Source organism: Chryseobacterium cheonjiense (assembly GCF_012927265.1).
GTDB lineage: Bacteria > Bacteroidota > Bacteroidia > Flavobacteriales > Weeksellaceae > Chryseobacterium > Chryseobacterium cheonjiense.
The window spans coordinates 87416-107911 of the sequence record NZ_JABBGF010000003.1; the positions used below are offsets into that span (position 1 = coordinate 87416).

Consider the following 20496-nt stretch of genomic DNA (forward strand, 5'->3'; position numbering starts at 1 on the left):
CTTAGAAAACTAAATGTTTCGGTAAATGATGAAGAAGCTCCGTATTAATGATTTCTGCGCAGATTGTCGGCTTTTCCCAATGACCGTTATGTCCACAGTCGAGCACGTAAGATTTGATGTTGGTTCTGTCCGGAAGATTCTTTATCATCGTTTCTGTTTTTACCGCATTGTCATGTTTCCCGGCAAGCACTAAAATTTTGCAGTCAAGATTTTCCAGAATGTTCTTTTTGTCTGTTCGCTCTACCATTCCTTTTACGGATGCCAGAGCGCCAAGGTTATTGGTAGAAAGAGCAACTTCAAGCGCTGTTTCTATTTTGCCTTCAAGAACATCTCTTTCATTCGGATTGAAAAGATTGGGAACTCCAGCTCTGACGTAGTGTGCAAAAGCATCTTCAATGATTCGGTAACTTTTGATGCGCTGCTCTTTTTTTTCAGCATCATCAGCAAGATAGGATGAGAAAAATAGGGTTAAACTTTTCAGATACTCAGGATATTTTTCAGCAAAACCGAGAGAAATATAGCCGCCCATTGAATGTCCTAACAAATGAACTTTTTGCAAATTTTGATCGTCAAGAACTTTTTTTACCTCTTCTGTCATCAGTTCCATAGTCTGAACGTCCGCAATAATATCCGATTGCCCATGTCCCGGAAGGTCGATTTTCAGTAATGAAAAATTTTCAGAAAGATGAGGTTCCATGTCACTCCAGATCGTAATGTTTTCCATAAAACCATGAAGTAAGACCAGTGTTTCCTTTCCGTTTCCTTTTCTCTCGAAGTTTAGCATAATTTCAGATTAAAAATGAATATCAATATAGTCAACAAATCCCGAACCATTTACCATATCCTGAAGTCTGTATGTTTTGCCGCCATCTTTAGACATGAATGTTTTTGTTCCTTTTCTAAGATATGGCTTTCCGTTTTCATAGTCAGAAATACGTTGTGAAATGGTTCCTGTAAAATTCATGTGCTTATCGGAAACTACAGCCATAAAACCTTTGATTTCAAGGGAATTTTTTCCGGATTTTATTTGTCCGGAGACATTATAATGGTCTCTTTCACCTTTAATTTTTTCGAATGAAATGGTTCCTGAGCCTTGTATGGAATTGTGGGTGAGTTTGTGGGACCCGCTGAAATCTTTAAAATGATTTTTAGATTTAATGCTATCGTTGATTTTTGTTCTTGCAGCGTTAATGGAATCTATAATTTTTGTACTGTCGGTCTTATCGGGAGTGGAAGTTGCTTCCTTCTTGGAACAGGAAACCAAAAAAGCGGCTACAGCAGCTGCGGTTAAAAAGTTTTTCATTATATAAAATTATAGCCAAAAATAAATAAAAAAAGAGCATTTTGAAAATGCTCTTGATTGTTATTGGGTTAATTCGTCGTAAACTTTCTTTTCCCAGGGCTTGATGTCGGTAACGCCGTAGCGCTCTTTTTTGGAGATCGCGATATTATCCAGAATATCTACGAAGTTTTTGTAATTGGCATCATCGGTAGGCTCAATGATAATGGTAAAGTTTTCTTTATTTGGAGCATTATTATAAGCTTCGGAAATAATTTTAGTGATATTAATTCCACTGAAATCTGTTTCCTTTAAATTGCTTTTGTCTAGATCTTCCTTCGTTTTCTGATGATAAAATACCCGGTTGTCTTTACCCAAAATGAAGGTAATTTGATTATTAACATCTATTGGAGGAGTTGGTTGTGGAATAGGATTCGGATCTTTCGCCGGCAATCCTAAATCCATCACGTTAGGTTTTGTAAAATTAGTGGTAAACATAAAGAAGGTAATTAAGAGAAATCCTAAATCTACCATTGGAGTCATGTCTACGCGGATCATTTTTTTTCTCTGCTTGCTGACTCCCTGCTTTTCTTGTGCGATAATTTCAGCCATAGTTAATAGTTTTTAAATGTTAAATAGTTTCTAAATAAGCGTGTCGAATTTTTACTTATTTGTAAAATTATATGCAAATTATATACCTGATTCTTAAATTAAATATAGATTTTATATTCTTTAAATAGGATATTTTGTATTTTTCTGCAAATCAGCATAATAAAAAAGCCTTACCAAAGAATTGATAAGACTTTACTCTCTATTAATCGTAAAATTATTTATTGTTCTTATAATAATTTACTCCGCATTCAAGGAATTTTTTGAAATCCTCTTTAGGCATGTATCCTGAAACCGGAGTATTAATAACTTTTCCGTCCGGAGTCAGCAAAACGTAGTGTGGTTGTGAATTGTTATTAAAATTAACCTGTTGGAACAAACTCCATCGGTCGCCGATTGTTTTTACCTTTTTCACCTGTCCGTCACCAAGATCAATTTTTGTTTTCTGATCTTCGGGAAGTTCTTCCTTATCATCGACATAAAGTGAAGCAAGGACGACATCATTCTGAAGAATAGGCAGGATATCGCTTTCGCTCCACACGAATTCTTCCATCTTTCTGCAGTTTTCACAACCATAACCAGTGAAGTCAATTAAGATCGGTTTATCTTCTTTTTTAGCGATTTCAACCGCTTTAAAGAAATCATGTTCCGGATGCATTCCTAAAATTCCGTCTTTTTCATCATGGAAATAACTGACGTTCAATGGAGGCAAAATTCCGCTTAACAGTTGCAACTTCGGACGCTCTGAAGGAATTAATCCCTGAACAAGATAAATCACAAATCCGAATCCTAAAACCCCCAGGATTTTTCGGGTAATTGAAATTTTCGGTTTTTTATCATCATGCGGAAATCTGATCACACCAAATAAATAGAGTGCTAAACCTAAAGCTACAAGAATCCAGATCACAATGAAAAGTTCTCTTTTCAATAAGAATGTTTTGGAAACCAAATCTGCTTTTGATAAGAATTTTAACGCTAAAGCCAATTCTACGAAACCTAAAACAACTTTTACGGTATTCATCCATCCTCCGGATTTTGGAAGACTTTGCAGTGCCTGCGGGAATAAAGCCAGCAATCCGAAAATAATCGCCCACGCCAAACCAAAACCTGCTAATGCAAAGGTAAGTAACATCGGAACATTTGCCGAGCCTGTCACTGCGCTTCCCAATAAGCTTCCTAAAATAGGACCCGTACAGGAGAATGAAACGATCACCAATGTTAAAGCCATAAAGAAAATGCCTACAATTCCGCCTGCTTCTTCCGCTTTTGAAGATTTATTGGCAATGGCACTTGGCAATGTGATATCATAATATCCGAAGAAGCTTCCCGCAAAGAAAATGAATATGATGAAAAATGCGATATTCAGCCATACACTGGTGGATATTTCGTTAAAAATATTTCCCGCAATGCCATCAATAATATGAAAAGGCACACTCAGCAAAACAAAGATCAGGAAAATGAAAAATCCGTAGATAAAGGCATCTCTTTTTCCTTTGGCCTTATTTAGGCTGCCTTTCGTAAAGAATGAAACCGTAAGCGGAATCATCGGGAAAACGCACGGTGTAAGCAATGCGATAAGTCCTCCTATGAACCCCAGAAGAAGGTAGGTCCAATAGTTTTCAGATACTTTTTCAGTGGCAACTCCGCAATCGGTAAGCGGTTTCTGGAAATTGATCGATGCTATCTTTAATTGCTTAGGATCCAGCTTTGCTGTTTCTGTTACAATAACAGTGCCTTTTACCGGATTCACTACTGCAGTGTCTGTTTTTGCAGAATCTTTTGCAGGTACTTCAGCCGCTTCTTCCACAGCACCTTTTGGTGTTACCTGTTTGTTGAATTCTAAAGTATTTGGCGCCAGACAAACCCTGTCGTCACAGGTCTGGTAGGTAATTTCAGCAACAACATCACCTGGTTTTGTACCGTCTTTGAGTTTAAATTTCTGTTTAAAACCTGCTGAATTGGAGTAATACACAATCGTTCCTCCGAAAGCTTCTGAAAATTCTTCATGCTTTTTTCCAACTTCGGTAAATTTGCCGATCAGTTCAATATTTTTCCCGGAAACTTTATAATCAGTAGGAATTCCCGTGTCTTCCGGAATGTCTTTGGAATAAATATGCCACCCGCTTTCCATCGTAGCATTCAGCACGGCTTCATATTGATTGTCGCCTAATTCGTTGATTGTAAATTTAAATTTTACAGGATTTTTGATTTGTGCATTAATTCCTGTTGCTAAAAACAGCAGAATTAATAAAAACCAGTTTTTAAATTTCATTTTGCTTCTTATTAAAAATTTTGAGAAGGTGTCGGGACTTCTCACTCCCTGCATGTTTCCGATCTTGTCTGTAGGGAATTATCCCGAATACAGAATCCCGATCGGTCCGGAACCGGATTTTGTGTCGCTAAATTAGATATTTTTTCGTCCCTAAAAAACTTAGGAACTTTCTTTTTTTTAAATAACAGTTATTTATAAAGAGTTATGGTAACATTCAGGACATGAAAACATGTTCCATTTGTTTATTTTTTAATTATAAATAATGATGTTTTTAAAATTTAAAACTGTATTCCAGATTAGCAATGAAGCTTCTTGTCAATCCGTCGGGTCTTGTATCGCGCACTAAAAACGGAACCCCTACATTCAGCTGCAACGCGTTGGTATTATTCAATTTATAATCCAGGAATACATTTCCATTAATAGTTAAGCCGTCAGAACCGTCAATTTCCTGCTGGAAGCCGGCTGAATTGGTGAATTTATCTTTAGAAAGATGATAAATATTTAACAAGCCAGGTGTTAATAATAGTTTTTCCGTAATTTTTATAGGATAAGAAGCTCTCAAAAGCACGTCACCACTTCGCTTGAAATCTTTCGTGCTCTGAAAATCTGCTAATGCGGAACCGGCAGGATAATTTTTAGCGTTAAACTGATTTTCGTTTTGTGTTAAAGGCTGCTGTAAGGCCGCAACCAATTGCAGTTTTTTAATCTGATATCCAACCCCTGCAATAAGATCAAAGGTTCCTAAGCTGGATTGATAATCCATGGGAAGAATATTTCCGTTGTCTGCCTTATTCCCATTATTGAGCGGGATTTTCGTGCCTAATGTGAATGTAAAGTTTTTGTTTGCCCGGTAATTTGAATTCAGGTAAATGTCTGATAATCCAAATACACTGATGCCATTTCCTGTTTGGGCAATAGAAGTAGCTTTGGCGCTGATGCCAAATTTAGAATTGATCTGTCTGTTATATTCCAGATACTGTCCGTAAACAGATATGGAATTATCAGCTTTTCCGAAAGAAAATCCTGCTTTCAGTTCATTTCTGTGACTATTGGCAGAGTCAGCAGCATTATGCGGCTTTAAACTGTTTACGGTACAAAAACCGGCGTCACTGCAACCCTGGGCATGTGAAATTCCGGGAATAGTCATCAAAAAAATGCTTAGAAAAGCGAAATAAAATGTTTTCATACTATGTTTATTTTTATAATTGTTTTAAAATATCTTCTATTGATGCTCTTTCTTTATAATCCGGATTAAAATGTCTCCACGAGATGATTTTATTTTCATCCAGAATAAAAGTTGCGGAAACCGGAAGCCTCCCGGAATTATCAGATCTGCTAGTGGCAAAACCTTCTACCTTTGAATTGTAGAGATCCAGTATTTTTGTATCCGGAGTATAAAGTACGTCAAACGCTTCGGCGATCTTGTAGCCGTCGTCATATAGAACCGTATATGATGTTTTGGTTTTTTCGATGGTTTTTTCTATAAATTCCGGTTTTTCCGGAGATATAATAACCAGTTTCGCATTTTTAGCTTTTAATTCAGGAGAAATGTTTTGAAGAGATTCTATATATCTGTTGCAGTAAGGACACCATTGCCCGCGAATGAAAACCACGACCAGTTTTTCCTTTTGATTTGATGATGAAAATGTATTTCCCAAATGATCTTTCGCAGAAAAGTCCGGAATTTTATCTCCTACCATCTTTCCTTTTACCATATCAATTGTTTTCGGAAGTGAGGCTGATGAAATTTTATTCACCACCGACATTCCTATGGATGAGAATTGTTCGGCGTTATAATATCCGAAATCATACTGAACCAATTTGCCGCTTGCATTTAAAAACAAGAATGACGGGAAATTTACAATTTTAAACTCTTTTGCCAGTGCTACACCTTCCTTTTCTGCATCTATGGCAAGATTCACGAAGTTTTTATTAAAAAAATCACCAACCTTTGCATCGGTAAAAGTATTTTTCTGCATCAGTTTGCACGGCCCGCACCATGTTGTGTAGATGTCTATGAAGATGAGCTTGTTTTCTTTCTTTGCAATTTGTTTTGCCGTTTCCAAACTTACCTTTTGGAAGTTGATTCCTTTTTTACCCTGTGCATTTGCAAAGATTGCTATTAAAAAACACAGGCTTAGTATTATTTTTTTTGTCATGATATTGTTACTTATCCATAAGTTCCAAAAACAAAAAAAAATCACCCGGAAACCGAGTGATTTTTTGTAACTGTCAGCATTTCAATGCTAAAAATTATCCTTATCTTTAATTTTTCTGATTTGCTCTACACATTTATGCTTTTGGTTCTGTGCATTGTGCTTGCTGGAATATTTGTATTTGCTTTGAATTTCTTCAATGTTTTTATTATTCATAAAAATATCCTGGATCAAATTTTTGCAGTGTGAAGATATGGCATTCATATAATCGTTAAGCTTATCCCAATAATCACGTTCATTTTCAATGGCGGTGTTTATTTCTTCCTGATGGGTTATATAGTAATTATCAGGGATTTCTGTCAAAAACTCTTTATTTCTCAGCTTCTTCAGCCATAAATTTTTAGAAATTCCCGATAGATAATTGGCGAGGCAAGTATATGCTTTGAAATTATCGGCGTATAATTTTTCGTATAAAATAATAAGTGCATCCTGAAAAATATCTTCAGCATCTTCAAGGTTTCCGTTGTTGTTAAGAACAAACTTTTTTGTGTAGACAAAATATTTTTGATATAAAATCGCGAAAGCAACGTTGCTGTCCTTTCTGAAGTCCTCTATTGCTAAAGTGTTTGTTGTTCTTTTATCCATCGTATTTTCAGTGTTTTTTCGGTGTGCTGTTCTGCGTAAAATCTCCTGTCCTGTCTATAAGGTACTACACCGAGCACCTGATCTTCCGAATCGCAGAGCAGCCATATATTTTGTTTTTCTAAAATAGATAATTTTTCGTCACGCAGGAATTTGGAAATCTTCTTTTTGCCTTTCATCCCAACGGGGAAAAATACATCTCCTTCTTTTTTCTTTCTTAATTTTAATGGGAGGCTGATCTTTTCAAGGTCTACAAGCCAGTCAAATGATTTTAAATCAATAAATTGATATCCCTTGTTTTCGTGGAGTAATATCTCATTATCATTGTTTTCTAAAATAATTTCTTCAGACTCTTTTGAAATATGCTCTTTAAGTTCTGTGATGACAAAACCATTCCGATCGACAGCTAACTGGTATTCTCTCGAAAAAAATACGCTTCCGTTTTCTGCTATAAAAATTTTTGCAATTTCTTCTTCCTGTGTAAAGCCGTACTTTCTTAAAATTTCAAATTTTACAAAATCGCTTTTTGCGGCAAACTGTTCCTTGGATAATATTTTGTGGTACTTGTTAAAAACGGTAATGCGTTTTTCGATTTCTTCAATCTGTTGCTGAACAAAATGTTTTGTCCGGTTGAGGTATAACGAACTTTTTTTGAAATTTTCCAGGAAATGTCCATTGGTTTCCGTTAGTTTAGGAACAATTTCATGTCGTATTTTATTTCTCAGGTAATCATTTTTCGAGTTGGAAATATCTTCGCGGTATTCAATATGGTTTTCTTTGGCAAAAGCATAAATTTCTTCTTTGCTAAAAGGTAAAAGCGGCCGTAAAATATGATTATCATTGGCTGGGATTCCTGCCAATCCGTTTATTCCTGCTGCTTTTGAAAGATTAATAATAAAGGTTTCCAGCTGGTCGTTCAGATGATGGGCAGTTACCAGAAAATCAAGGCTTTCTTTTTCGCGGATTTCTTTAAAGAAATTATATCTCAGTTCCCGTGCCCACAGCTGAATGGAACCTGCAGGTTTGTTATCTTTATTAGAAACTGTATATAAATGGAATTTGATATTATTGTTTTCACAAAAATCCTCCACTACTTTTTGATCCAGGTCAGAATCTTCACCACGCAGTTTATAATTGATATGAGCAACTTGGAATGTTACTCCTAAATCATTAAAACACTGGGCCAAAACCATAGAATCTGCACCGCCGCTTACTGCCAGAAGATAGGTGCCTGTTTCGGGAGCCGGGACAAGATCTTGCAATTGGTTTTTTAGGTCAGACGTTTTCAATAGGTATGCTAAGAATTTCTTTGTGCAAAGATAATCGATATAATTAAAATGAATTTTGTTACCTTTGATCGTCTAAAAATGATTATTTATGAAAATTTTTAAAATCTTAGCAGTATCTGCAATGGTGTTGGGAATGACATCTTGTATCAGCAAAAAACAGTATGATGCACTGAGCTCAAATTACAAACAATGTATTGAGAACGTGGGAGAAAGACAGAGAGAAATTCAGGATCTGAAGTCTCAGAACTCTGCTTTGACGAGCGAAAACAACCTGTTAAAAAGTCAGCACGATGCTTTGAAATCATCATTGGATGCATGTCTTTCCAATACAGGGAAAAGCTCTGCCAATATCGATAAGCTGGTGGGAGAGATCAACTCTTCAAACTCTTACATCAAGCAGCTTATCTCCAGCAATGCTAAAAATGACAGCTTGAATCTGGCATTATCAAACAAACTGAAAAGATCGTTGGATAATGTAGCAGACAGCGATGTTCAGGTGAAAGTTCTGAAAGGAGTGGTTATGATCTCTCTTTCTGACAAAATGCTTTACAAAACAGGAGATTACAACGTATTGCCTGCAGCACAGGAAGTTTTAGGAAAAGTAGCGAAAGTAATCAACGATTACGACAAATATTCTGTACTAATCGAAGGAAATACCGACAATGCTCCTTTAAACTCTCCAAACCTGCCTAAAGATAACTGGGATCTTTCTGCATTGAGAGGTACTGCCGTTGCTAAAGTATTACAGACTCAGTTCGGAGTAGATCCAGCGAGAATCACAGCCGGTGGTAGATCAGAATACAATCCTAAAGCAACTAATATGAGCGTTTCCGGAAGAGCTGAAAACAGAAGAACGGAAATCATCATCATGCCGAAGCTGGATGAATTCATGAAATTAATGGACATCGCGCCGAAAAAATAATAAGAGCAAACATTCAATCAATATAAATAAATCCCGAAGTAATTCGGGATTTATTTTTTTAATCAAATTAATTCTTCTTTTTTCAATAATGAAATAATTCGCTGTAAAAATGAATTGGATATTTCCGGCTTAGTTTTCTTCAGAGATTCTGTTCTGTCTTTAGATAGCGCATTTCTCTTTTTCTCCTGGTTAATTTGTTTTACTCCCGCATTCATTTTAGTTAGTGTTTTTACCCTCGTCCAAAGATATAGCTATTCCGAAAGCCAAAACACCCGTGTTTTTACGGTAATTTTTCCGGGGATTCTCCCATGACTCGGAATATTTGTGATTCGTTGGGCTTTTTGCTTATATTTAAGTAAATTTGAATCAACAAAATTTGTAGAATGAGCTTTTTTGAAGAAAAGAATCCGGAAATGGACCGTTATCTGGAAACCCATGCTTCATCGGAACCCGAAATACTGAAAAAGCTGAGAAGGGAAACCTATCAGAAAACAACTCAGCCCCACATGATTTCCGGGTATCAGCAGGGAAGATTGCTTACGATTATTTCCCAAATGATGCAGCCCGAAAATATTCTTGAAATAGGAACATTTACCGGATATGCCACGCTTTGCCTTGCATCAGGACTTAAAGAAAACGCCAGGATTACTACACTTGATGTGAATGAAGATCTTGCTTATCTGCCTGAAAAGTATTTTGCAGAAAGCGGGCGTTCTTCTCAAATTGACTTCAGGCTTCAGGACGCAAAAGAATTTTTGAAAGAAACCGACCAGTTTTTCGATCTTGTTTTTATCGATGCAGACAAAGAAAATTATGCGGAATATTTCAAATTGATCAAGCCGCGCACAAAATCCGGTTCGGTAGTAATGTTCGACAATGTACTCTGGTATGGGAAAGTACTGGAAGAAAATCCCAAGCAGAAGTCTACACAGGCTATTAAAGAACTCAATGATCTGATCGCGAAAGATGATGATTTTGAAAATCTTATTTTACCTTTGCGGGATGGTGTAAATTTTTTACGCAGAAAATAAAATAAGGCTGAGTGTAAGGCTGAAAATTTATTATGAATTTCAATCTTATCTTCATTCTAAACCTTTAATATAAATTAATGAATAAAGGAGTTTGTATTGTAACGGTGGCACCTGTGCGTGCGGAAAGTTCAGACAAGGCTGAAATTGTTACGGAAATACTTTTTGGCGAAAGCGCCGATATCCTCGAAGTGAATAAAAACTGGACCCGGATAAAAATGCACTATGACGGATATGAAGGCTGGATGGATACCAAACAGCTGAAGCCCGTAACCGATGAAGAACTGGGGGCTCGAAAAGTAACCATTGTAACCGAAGATTTCGCTTCCGTAATGATGAATGACGGAAAAACACTGCTTTCTATGGGTTCTGAAGTAGAATTCCCGGTAGTTGCATCCAGAAGAAGCCACGATATACGGCAGAGTATCGCTTTAACAGCGAAAGAGTTTCTTAATGTCCCTTATTTGTGGGGCGGCAAAAGTTTTTTTGCGGTAGACTGTTCCGGATTTACACAATTGGTATACAAAATTCATAATATAAAATTGCCAAGAGATACCTCGCAACAAGTAGAAGTGGGAGAGTCTTTAACCTTTGTTGAAGAAAGCCAGCCCGGAGATCTTGCTTTTTTTGAAAATCCTGAGGGCAAAATTATTCATGTGGGAATTATGCTGGATAACCAGAAAATCATTCATGCATCCGGAAAAGTAAGAATCGATACGCTGGATTCTACCGGGATTTTTAATAAAGAAATGAATAAACATACCCACAAACTGAGAGTAATCAAAAGCATATTATAAATTTTTTAAACAAAATTGAAATGGAAAATATTCTGTTGCTGATTTTTGATGTTTTAAATTTCGGGCTGCTTGTGTTTCTATGGTGGTTCAGTATTAAAAATTACAAAGCATTACCGAAGACCATTCCTATTCATTTTGATTTTGACGGAAAAGCAGATAATTTCGGAAATAAAAAATATTTTTATCTGATGCCTGCTGTACTTACAATCATTTATTTTTTATTTGTATTTCTCGTCAGAAGTCCGGAGTCATCCAATTTTCCTGTACCAATTACTGAAGAGAATGAAAATGCTCAGTTTCTCATCATGGGAATTTTCATAAGATGGCTTTTCCTTTTAGTAGCATTGATCTTTCTTAATAGCCAGGACTACATGCTTAGATATTCACTTAATGAAAATGCAAAACCGCGGGTTGCATTTTCAACATTGTTATTCTCAATCATTGGAAGTTTGGTTGTCCTATTCATTTTTGTAGGACTTTTTAAATGAAATTTTAAAATGGCTTTTTTCTACAACATATTTATCAGCTTAATGATCTTCGGAATGAAGGTTTTTGCTTTGTTTAACGAGAAAGCAAAGAAAGGAGTCCTCGGAAGAAAAGAATCGTTAAAAAAAGTACAGTCGGCTTTTTCTGCGAAGGATAAAGTAATCTGGATGCATGCTGCAAGTCTTGGCGAGTACGAACAGGGACTGCCGGTGCTGGAGCAGCTGAAGAAAAACCTTTCGGATCATAAAATCCTGGTCACTTTCTTTTCACCTTCCGGATATGAACATATTGTGAAAAAGAAAAATATTGCAGATGTCATTTGTTATCTGCCGTTCGACAAAAAGGCAGATATTAAGGAATTTGTCGCTCAGATCAATGTTGCCTTGTTTTTCACCGTAAAATATGATTATTGGTATAACCTTTTAGAAGAGCTTAAACAAAAAGGTATAAAAACGTATGTTATTTCCGCTCTCTTTTATGATACACAATCCTTCTTTACTTCGTATGGTAAATGGTTTGTAAAACAGCTGCAGAAAAATATTGACTGGTTCTTCCATCAGACAGAAATGTCTTATGCACTGGCGAAAAGTGTGGGGCTTACTCAATCTTCCGTAACAGGAGATACCCGTTTTGACCGCGTAAAGCAGCTCCGAAACCGGGACAATCATGTTGAATGTATTAAAGATTTCATAGGACGGGATAAAGCTGTTGTTTTTGGAAGTTCCTGGCAGGCCGAAGAAAAAATGGCTGAAGAAGTCTTTTTGGGAACCCCATATGCAAAACTGATTATTGCGCCTCATGATCTTAAAAGAGTCCAGCATCTGAAACAGGTGTTTCCGGAAGCTATCTTGTACAGTACGATTAAAGATTCGGCAGAAAATTTTAACTCCAGAGTTTTAATTATCGATAGTATCGGTCTTCTTTCAAGATTGTATTCATATGCAGATATTGCAGTCGTGGGAGGCGGCTTTCATGATGCAGGATTGCACAATATTCTGGAAGCGGCAACTTTCGGTGTACCTGTAATTTTCGGAGATCATTACCGCAAAAATCCGGAAGCCGATGAGCTAATCTCCGCAGATGGTGGGAAATCTTTTGAAAAAACAGGTTTGGCGGCAGATTTTGTGATGTTCCTGATCAATAATGAAGAAACACTTCAGATGATGTCTGCAAATGCTAAAAAATTCGTTGATGATAAACCGGGTTCAACGGAATTAATTATCAATAAAATTTTATCGTAAAAATCCCTGACTTTTAATTTCTTTTATCATCTGATCAAAATTTTCCGGAATTTTGTCGCTTGTAAGCCAGTTAAGATCTATTCCGTTGTTAATGAAAAGTTTTGAGAGATAATGGTTTTGAAGAATTTTTCCTTTCAGTTCATCCAGATATTCATCAATTTCCATCCAGTAATCTACATCCAGCTTTTTGGTAAGAAGCAGAGCTTTTACGGTTTTATTAATAATATAGAGGTAAAGCTTATACACATTATCAAATCTCAGACGTCCAAGATCATCATTATAATTCAGGATTGTATTTATCAGCAAAAGATTAAGGCTTACTTCTCCGAATTTATCGGTCGTGATTTTTACATGTTCCGTGATTTCCGCACTTATTTTTCTGACGATGCTCAGGAAATATTTTTGGTTGCTGATGTATTTTGAAGCAAGTATTACCTTCTCTTCAACAATATCTTCCATAGTGTCCCTCTTATTGTCAGTAGTTTCAGGATCAATAAGTTCGAAATATAATTTTTTGGATAAAAGTTTGTCTTTTTTCAATAATCTGAATATAAGCCTGTCCTTTTCTGCGGGAGAAAAATTGCTTATTGCAGCTTTGAAATCTTTTGAATATTCCATTTTTTAAATTTAATTAAAAATTCTGGAATATTTTATAAATCCGTTTAATGCCCAATTTGCCGTGTAATACAAAGATTTAATTGTAGAAAACCCCATAAAATCCTTATACACCAGATATTGATCTTTAATAATGTTTTGTTTCTTGCGGGAAACGCTGTTTTGACGCATTCTGTATTTGGCAAGAGTTTTTTGTAAAGGATAGCCTTTCGGAATTTCTTTCAGAAGATTCAGCCACATTACGTGGTCTTCACGTTTGCTTTTTATTGGGAAGAAAAATTTGCCGACTCTCTTTGTGTCGTACATTGTTGATACCGGCGCCAGTCTGCAGGTTTTAAGCAAATTTGAAAAAGTTACGATTTTATCTGCCTGGAAATCTTTCAGTACGGGCTTCATGGTGTGTTCGTCGCATCTCGAATAGTTACAGTAAACGAGTTCTGCATTATACTCTTCCATATAACGGATCATGGTTTCGAGATATTCCGGTTGCCAAAGATCGTCGGAATCAAGAAAGGCAATATACCTTCCCTGAGCTCTTTCAAGGCTTTTATTTCTGGCATTGCCCGCCCCGCCATTCTGCTCCAGAACGTGAAGCTGTATTCGCGGATCATTATATTTCTGTAAAATTTCAACAGTATTATCCCTGGAAAGGTCATCCGTAATCAGCCATTCCCAGTTTTCATAGGTCTGGCCAAGTACACACTGTATCGTTTCCTCAATAAATTCTGCCGAATTGTATGAAGGTGTGATAATGGAAACAAGTTCTTTCATTTGTGTTGATTTATAAAAATTTTTTCTCAAAAAAATGCCATGAGCAAATCCCTACTGCAACGACGACAAGCATGCAGACTACCGCCATTACATAAGGATTATAATCCTGAAATAATCCTAAGGTAGTAAAAACCCGGATGATGGGAAAATGAAAAATATAAATTCCGTAAGTGAAATCCCCGTATTTCCCAAAATTATTCAGGAATGAAAAGGAATAGGCAATATACAGTACAATAATGCCGATCATCATGGGAGAGAATAGTTTAAAATTAAAAATCAGATCAATCCAGACCGTGATTAAAGCAATAATAAACAGAGTGTTTTTATGTTTTATGAAATGATCAAAATTAAAGTAGATCAGCATTCCCGGAATAAAATAAGAAAGTGATCCCGGCAGTTGCTTAGCTGCTGACATGTTGTTTAAAGATTCAAAATAATTAAGATAAATAAGAGACAGAAAATACATAATCACCAGACTGGTGTTTCTATACTTATTATTTTTTCCAAACAATAAAAAAAGTAAAGGGACACAGAAGTAATAGGACATTTCAACTTTCAGAGTCCACAACGCTCCGTTTACTGCCTGATTACCGAAGACTCCGGGTAACCAGGGTGCTTTGAAATTCAGAAATAAAGAATTCCAGAAAAGGTATTTACAGACCTGTGGATTGGTGAAATATTCAGCAAAAGAATAAGTGCTTACCAGGCTCAGTAAAACAGCACACAGAAAAACGACCAGCAGATACGCAGGAACAATTCTCCTGATTCTTTTTTCCAGATAGCTTTTTAAACCTGAAGAACGTTCATAGCTCCTTGCAATAAGAAAACCGCTTACAACAAAAAAACCGAAAACCGCTATTTCAATGGGGCTGCATTGAAGAATTTTCAGCTCCGGAGAGACACTTAAAGTTCCAAGATGGCCCACAAAGACAATGAAAGCCAGGAGAACGCGGATAAAGTCGAAATTATTTTTCGTTATCATTTGTGTTGTTTTGTACAAAAATAGCTTTTTCCTGCAATATAGATACTTCTAAGCCTTAATATTTTAAAAATAATTAAGTTTACAATTATTTTTTGCAAAATATTATTAAATAAATCAAAAAAATTATAATTTTAGCACTTGAAAAATTTGATACATGAAGAAATTAGCATTACTATTTGCAGGTCTATCATTATTAGTAGCGACAGGATGTAATAACGACGACGATAACACAATGGAATATCCGATTGTGGGAACCTGGCAGCCCATGAAAGTGGTTGTTACCACGGTGCCAACAGCAGGGACTCCTGTTTCAGACGGAATTTCTTTTGATACCGACTGCCAGAAAACATCAAGATGGGTATTTGCAGCGGCAGGCTCAGGAAAAAGAACCGAAAACGGAGACGGATCTACACCAGGAACCTGTCAGCCAACTTTCGACAGAAATTTTACATATACTTATGATAAAGATAGTAAGGCTATTCAGGTAAAATACCAGGGAATTGTTGAACCGGACAAAGGAAGCGTGGTTACCCTTAATGAAACTACTTTGAATATTAAGATAGAGGATACTTCAAACCCTACTAAATACCAGTCAAAAACTTATACCTTAAAGAGAATTCCTCAATAATAATAGCTTTCTTACTAAAGCTTACGATCTCATCTTCGGATGAGATTTTTGTTTTATGAGATTTCATTTAAAATTAAATCCTATTTCTGTTAAAATCATTATTTTTGTGAATCTTGATTTTTTAGAGTTAAAAGAAATTTAATCTAAATATCGAAGTCTAACATCTAATCTAATTTACAAAAAGTGTTTTACGATCATCAGCAGATAGAAAAAAAGTGGCAGAAATACTGGGAAGAAAACCAAACCTATAAAACTTCCGACAGCACTGATAAACCTAAGTTTTATGTTCTCGATATGTTTCCGTATCCTTCAGGGGCCGGACTTCACGTAGGGCATCCTCTCGGATATATTGCGTCAGATATTTATGCGAGATATAAAAGACATCAGGGATTCAATGTGCTGCATCCGGTAGGCTACGACAGTTTCGGGCTTCCTGCTGAGCAGTATGCCATCCAGACCGGGCAGCATCCTGCCGTAACTACCGAACAGAATATTACCAGATACGAAGAGCAGCTTAGAAAAATAGGCTTTTCTTTTGACTGGAGTAGGGAAGTAAGAACTTCAGATCCTTCTTATTATAAATGGACCCAATGGATTTTCATTGAACTATTCCATTCCTGGTACAATAAAAATACGGATAAAGCAGAACCGATTTCCAAGCTGATCAAACATTTTGAAGATAAAGGAACGCAAGATTTACATGCGAACCAGACCGAAGAGCTTCACTTTACGGCAGAAGAATGGAATACGGCTTCTGAAATAGATAAAGAAGATATTCTTTTAAATTACCGTTTGGCGTACAGAGCAGAAACTACCGTAAATTGGTGTCCCGCGCTTGGAACCGTACTGGCAAACGATGAGGTGAAAGACGGAAAATCCGAAAGAGGAGGTTTCCCGGTGTTTCAAAAGAAAATGATGCAGTGGAGCATGAGGATTTCCGCATACTCCGAGAGATTACTGCAGGGACTTAAAACTTTAGATTGGCCACAGCCTTTGAAAGATTCTCAGGAATACTGGATCGGAAAATCGCAGGGAGCACAGGTGAAATTTGAAATCGAAGGCCATCCTGATGAAACAATTGAAGTATTCACAACAAGGCCTGATACTATTTTTGGGGCAACTTTTATGGTGCTGGCTCCGGAAAATCCTTTGGTAGAAACCATCACCACGCCGGAACAAAAGGCAGAAGTCGATAGCTATATCGAAGAAACTTCCAAGAAAACGGAAAGAGACCGTATGGCGGATGTGAAAAATGTTTCAGGAGCCTTCACGGGAAGTTATGCACTTAATCCGTTCAGCAATGAACGAATGCCGGTCTATATTTCAGATTATGTATTGATGGGCTATGGAACAGGAGCCGTAATGGCAGTTCCGGCGCATGATGAACGTGATCATAGGTTTGCGAAGAAATTTAATTTAGAAATAAAAAAGGTTGTAGAAACCGATGAAGATATTCAGGAGAAATCTTTCGATTCCAAAGATTCTGTATGTGTAAACTCTGATTTTTTAAATGGTTTAAAATATGACGAAGCAAAAGCTTTAATTATTTCCGCTATTGAAAAAAGAGGTATCGGGCACGGAACAACCAATTACAGACAACGTGATGCGATTTTCTCCAGACAAAGATATTGGGGTGAGCCGGTTCCTATATATTATAAGGATGGAATGCCATATACTTTGCCGACTTCTGCGCTGCCTTTGGAACTTCCTGAAGTTGAAAAATATTTACCGACAGAGGATGGAGATCCGCCATTAGGAAATGCAAAAACTTTTGCGTGGGATGAGGCGAATCAGAAAGTAGTTGATACAAATCTCATCGACGATAAAACAGTTTTCCCTTTAGAATTATCTACAATGCCGGGTTGGGCGGGAAGCTCATGGTATTTTTTACGGTATATGGATCCGCATGACGAGAATGTTTTCGTTAAAAAAGATCTGGCTGATTATTGGGGACAGGTTGATCTGTATATCGGTGGAAGTGAGCATGCGACCGGACATCTATTGTATTCAAGATTTTGGAATATGTTCTTAAAAGACAGAGGATATATTGATCATAATGAACCTTTCCAAAAGTTAATCAATCAGGGGATGATTTTGGGGATGAGTGCTTTTGTGTATAGAATTGAAGGAACCAATCAATATGTTTCTAAAAATTTAGCTAAAGAATTTCAAACACAACAGATTCACGTTGATGTATCCTTGTTAAAAGGAACCTCCGATGAATTGGATACGGAAGCATTCAAAGCATGGAGACCTGATTATACAGATGCAGAATTTATTTTGGAAGACGGAAAATATATTACTGGCCGTGAAGTAGAGAAAATGTCCAAGTCAAAATACAATGTGGTAAACCCGGACGATATCTGTGAAGAATACGGAGCGGACGGATTAAGATTGTATGAAATGTTCCTGGGTCCGCTGGAGCAATCCAAGCCTTGGAATACACAAGGACTAAGCGGAGTATACGGTTTTCTTAAAAAATTCTGGAATTTATATTTTAATGGCGAAGTTTTTGAAGTGTCTGAAGAGGAACCGACAAAAGCAGAATATAAAATATTGCACACCTTAATTAAAAAAGTAGTTTACGATATTGAAAACTTCTCTTTTAATACATCTGTTTCTTCATTTATGATTGCAGTGAACGAACTGCAAAAAATAAAATGCAACAAACGCAATATTTTGGAACCTTTGTCCGTTATCATTTCTCCGTATGCGCCACACATTTGTGAAGAACTCTGGAGTTTGCTTGGCCATACAGCGTCAATTGAATTTGAGAAATTCCCTGTGCTGAACGAGGATTATCTGGTAGAAGATGAATTTGCTTACCCAATAAGTATAAACGGGAAAACAAAGCATAAATTATCATTATCTGCACAACTTTCTCCCAAAGAAGTGGAAGATTTGGTATTGCAGGATGAAAAAGTTCAGCAGTTTCTGGAAGGCAAAGCACCGAAGAAAATCATTGTGGTGCCGGGAAGAATTGTGAACATTGTAATTTAAATAAAAATTAACATTGGCAAATTAAAAAAAATGAAGGCGGATATTTTTTAAATTTTTAATGTAATGCTAAAATTTAATGATTATTGCCAAAAAAAGAGAAAATAATTATAATATCGAAATCGTATTAAAATTTTATTGTCAAAAAAAACAGAAATGTTTATTTGAGACTCTTGCATTTTAATTAATTTTGCCTTTAATTTACACCTTGTAAAATTTTAAAACAATATAATTTAGTTAAATATGGAAATGAATGTTTCAAAAAATGATGAGCAAGTAGTTGCTAAAAAAGCGGGAGGTCTAAACCCAGCTGTAATTATTCCTATTATCTTAGCTATAGGAATTTGTATTTATTTATTCGTTTTGGGTAGCCCTGGAAACTTTAAAGATGCTGACAAATTAGGAGCAGGATCGGTAGCGTTTTCAGATGTTGAAGGAAAAGACATTCACCCAGATTCTTTCTTAGGAATTATCTACAAGGGAGGGGTTATCGTACCAATCTTGATTACTTTCATGCTAACCGTAATCGTGTTCTCAATTGAAAGAGCATTGGTTTTAGGAAGAGCAGCAGGAAAAGGAAATTTAGATAACTTCGTTGTACAGGTAAGAAGCTTACTAAACCAAAACAAAATTGATGAAGCTTTAGAAGAGTGCGACAGACAACAAGGTTCTGTTGGAAACGTAGTTAAAGAAGGTCTTACTACTTACAAAGCTTTATCTCATGATACTACGCTTAACAAAGAGCAAAAAATGGTAGCGCTTAACAAAGCAATCGAAGAAGCTACTACTCTTGAGATGCCAATGCTTGAGAAAAACATGATGATCCTTTCTACTTTAGGTACTGTTGCAACGTTAGTAGCGCTTTTAGGTACGGTAATCGGGATGATCAAGGCATTCTTCGCGTTAGGTTCAGGAGGTGGTACTCCGGATGCTGCTGCACTTTCTACAGGTATCTCTGAAGCTTTGATCAACACGGCGTTAGGTATCGGTACTTCAGCAATCGCTATCATCCTTTATAACTTCTTTACTTCTAAAATCGACGGATTAACTTATAAGATCGATGAGATCGCAATGAGTATCCAACAGTCTTTCGCTGAATTCAACTAAGAATCTTAGCAAAGAATTTGCACTAAGTAAAAAGAAGTCTAATTAAAAATTATTAATAATAATGGCGAGAGTCAAACCAAAAAGACATGGAGTAGTAACGGATATGACGGCAATGTGTGACGTTGCGTTCCTGCTGCTTACGTTCTTTATCTTAACCACTCAGTTTAAAAAACCTGACGTGGAGCAGATTAAACCGCCATCTTCAATATCAGAGAAGTTACTTCCTGATGCAAGTTTGATGACCATCAACGCTACTCCGGACGGAAAATTCTATTTCCAGCCCGTAGAAAATGCATCAGAGAGATTACAGCTTTTAGACAATATGGGTAAAAAGTATGGTATTACTTTTGACAATAACGAAAAAGCTGCATTCCAGAAAGTACAGGCTATCGGGGTTCCTATGAACCAGCTGAAAAGCTATCTTGATTTGCCAGATGACGCGCAGAAGAATTTCAAGAGTCCTACAGGGATTCCTATGGATAGTACAAATAAGCAATTGGTAGACTGGGTAAAAGAAAGTCTTGCTGTTAATCCTGATTACAAATTGGCGATTAAAGGAGACGTTTCTACAGAATATCCTAAAGTAAAAAACTTATTTGAGGGTTTAAGAGATATGGATTTTCTTAAATTTTGGTTGATTACATCACAAGAAGGTAAACCTAACGAATAATATCG

The 20496-nt window shown here is 36.5% G+C and carries 20 protein-coding genes; 9 read left to right on the forward strand and 11 right to left on the reverse strand.

Annotated elements, in window-relative coordinates:
- Position 1: 1 nt before the first annotated feature.
- The 8 genes from HHL20_RS15250 to tilS form a co-directional block, all read right to left on the reverse strand.
- Positions 2-784, reverse strand: a complete 783-nt coding sequence (locus HHL20_RS15250; protein WP_169232058.1) for an alpha/beta fold hydrolase — start codon at positions 782-784, stop codon at positions 2-4.
- Positions 785-793: 9 nt separating this feature from the next.
- The gene (locus HHL20_RS15255) at positions 794-1303 is read right to left on the reverse strand and encodes a hypothetical protein (protein WP_169232059.1); all 510 of its coding nucleotides are present in this window, start codon (positions 1301-1303) and stop codon (positions 794-796) included.
- Between the two features lie 60 nt (positions 1304-1363).
- Complete coding sequence (locus HHL20_RS15260; protein ID WP_169232060.1) at positions 1364-1891, reverse strand: biopolymer transporter ExbD; 528 nt, start codon at positions 1889-1891, stop codon at positions 1364-1366.
- Positions 1892-2105: 214 nt separating this feature from the next.
- Positions 2106-4160 carry a protein-disulfide reductase DsbD family protein gene (locus tag HHL20_RS15265; RefSeq protein WP_169232061.1) on the reverse strand — a complete coding sequence of 685 codons (2055 nt, stop codon included), beginning with the start codon at positions 4158-4160 and terminating at the stop codon, positions 2106-2108.
- Between the two features lie 271 nt (positions 4161-4431).
- Positions 4432-5346, reverse strand: coding sequence for a hypothetical protein (locus HHL20_RS15270; RefSeq protein WP_169232062.1), 915 nt, complete (start codon positions 5344-5346; stop codon positions 4432-4434).
- Positions 5347-5359: 13 nt separating this feature from the next.
- On the reverse strand, positions 5360-6319 hold the full coding sequence (locus HHL20_RS15275; protein WP_169232063.1) for a redoxin domain-containing protein: 960 nt from the start codon (positions 6317-6319) through the stop codon (positions 5360-5362).
- An 87-nt stretch (positions 6320-6406) separates the two neighbouring features.
- A complete protein-coding gene (locus tag HHL20_RS15280) occupies positions 6407-6961 on the reverse strand; it encodes an RNA polymerase sigma factor (RefSeq protein WP_169232064.1) in 555 nt (184 codons plus the stop codon).
- On the reverse strand, positions 6934-8220 hold the full coding sequence (gene tilS / locus HHL20_RS15285; RefSeq protein WP_228463203.1) for a tRNA lysidine(34) synthetase TilS: 1287 nt from the start codon (positions 8218-8220) through the stop codon (positions 6934-6936). The genes HHL20_RS15280 and tilS overlap by 28 nt, the downstream gene beginning before the upstream one ends.
- A gap of 115 nt (positions 8221-8335) precedes the next feature.
- Here tilS and HHL20_RS15290 point away from each other — a divergent pair, with 115 nt between their 5' ends.
- The 5 genes from HHL20_RS15290 to HHL20_RS15310 all read left to right on the forward strand — a co-directional run bounded on the left by HHL20_RS15290 (position 8336) and on the right by HHL20_RS15310 (position 12721).
- Positions 8336-9169, forward strand: coding sequence for an OmpA family protein (locus HHL20_RS15290; protein ID WP_169232066.1), 834 nt, complete (start codon positions 8336-8338; stop codon positions 9167-9169).
- Positions 9170-9552: 383 nt separating this feature from the next.
- Positions 9553-10200 carry an O-methyltransferase gene (locus HHL20_RS15295; protein WP_169232067.1) on the forward strand — a complete coding sequence of 216 codons (648 nt, stop codon included), beginning with the start codon at positions 9553-9555 and terminating at the stop codon, positions 10198-10200.
- 77 nt (positions 10201-10277) lie between these two features.
- Positions 10278-10994, forward strand: coding sequence for a C40 family peptidase (locus HHL20_RS15300; protein WP_169232068.1), 717 nt, complete (start codon positions 10278-10280; stop codon positions 10992-10994).
- Between the two features lie 20 nt (positions 10995-11014).
- On the forward strand, positions 11015-11482 hold the full coding sequence (locus tag HHL20_RS15305) for a DUF1648 domain-containing protein (RefSeq protein WP_169232069.1): 468 nt from the start codon (positions 11015-11017) through the stop codon (positions 11480-11482).
- Positions 11483-11491: 9 nt separating this feature from the next.
- Complete coding sequence (locus tag HHL20_RS15310; RefSeq protein ID WP_169232070.1) at positions 11492-12721, forward strand: 3-deoxy-D-manno-octulosonic acid transferase; 1230 nt, start codon at positions 11492-11494, stop codon at positions 12719-12721.
- Here the strand turns inward: HHL20_RS15310 and HHL20_RS15315 are convergent.
- Genes HHL20_RS15315 through HHL20_RS15325 form a run of 3 tightly spaced genes read right to left on the reverse strand, consistent with a single transcriptional unit; the run spans position 12713 to position 15089 of the window.
- A complete protein-coding gene (locus HHL20_RS15315) occupies positions 12713-13339 on the reverse strand; it encodes a deoxyuridine 5'-triphosphate nucleotidohydrolase (RefSeq protein WP_169232071.1) in 627 nt (208 codons plus the stop codon). The two genes, HHL20_RS15310 and HHL20_RS15315, sit on opposite strands and share 9 nt — an antisense overlap.
- 9 nt (positions 13340-13348) lie before the next feature.
- A complete protein-coding gene (locus HHL20_RS15320; protein ID WP_169232072.1) occupies positions 13349-14107 on the reverse strand; it encodes a glycosyltransferase family 2 protein in 759 nt (252 codons plus the stop codon).
- A 10-nt stretch (positions 14108-14117) separates the two neighbouring features.
- Positions 14118-15089, reverse strand: coding sequence for an acyltransferase family protein (locus HHL20_RS15325; protein WP_169232073.1), 972 nt, complete (start codon positions 15087-15089; stop codon positions 14118-14120).
- Positions 15090-15243: 154 nt separating this feature from the next.
- Between HHL20_RS15325 and HHL20_RS15330 the strand changes: the two genes are divergently transcribed.
- The 4 genes from HHL20_RS15330 (at position 15244) to HHL20_RS15345 (ending at position 20491) form a co-directional block, all read left to right on the forward strand.
- Positions 15244-15717, forward strand: coding sequence for a lipocalin-like domain-containing protein (locus HHL20_RS15330; RefSeq protein ID WP_169232074.1), 474 nt, complete (start codon positions 15244-15246; stop codon positions 15715-15717).
- A gap of 183 nt (positions 15718-15900) precedes the next feature.
- Entirely contained in the window at positions 15901-18717 is a 2817-nt protein-coding gene (leuS, locus tag HHL20_RS15335) for a leucine--tRNA ligase (RefSeq protein WP_169232075.1), read from the forward strand.
- A gap of 240 nt (positions 18718-18957) precedes the next feature.
- Complete coding sequence (locus HHL20_RS15340) at positions 18958-19821, forward strand: MotA/TolQ/ExbB proton channel family protein (protein ID WP_169232076.1); 864 nt, start codon at positions 18958-18960, stop codon at positions 19819-19821.
- A gap of 61 nt (positions 19822-19882) precedes the next feature.
- Positions 19883-20491 carry an ExbD/TolR family protein gene (locus tag HHL20_RS15345; RefSeq protein ID WP_169232077.1) on the forward strand — a complete coding sequence of 203 codons (609 nt, stop codon included), beginning with the start codon at positions 19883-19885 and terminating at the stop codon, positions 20489-20491.
- Positions 20492-20496 lie beyond the last annotated feature (5 nt).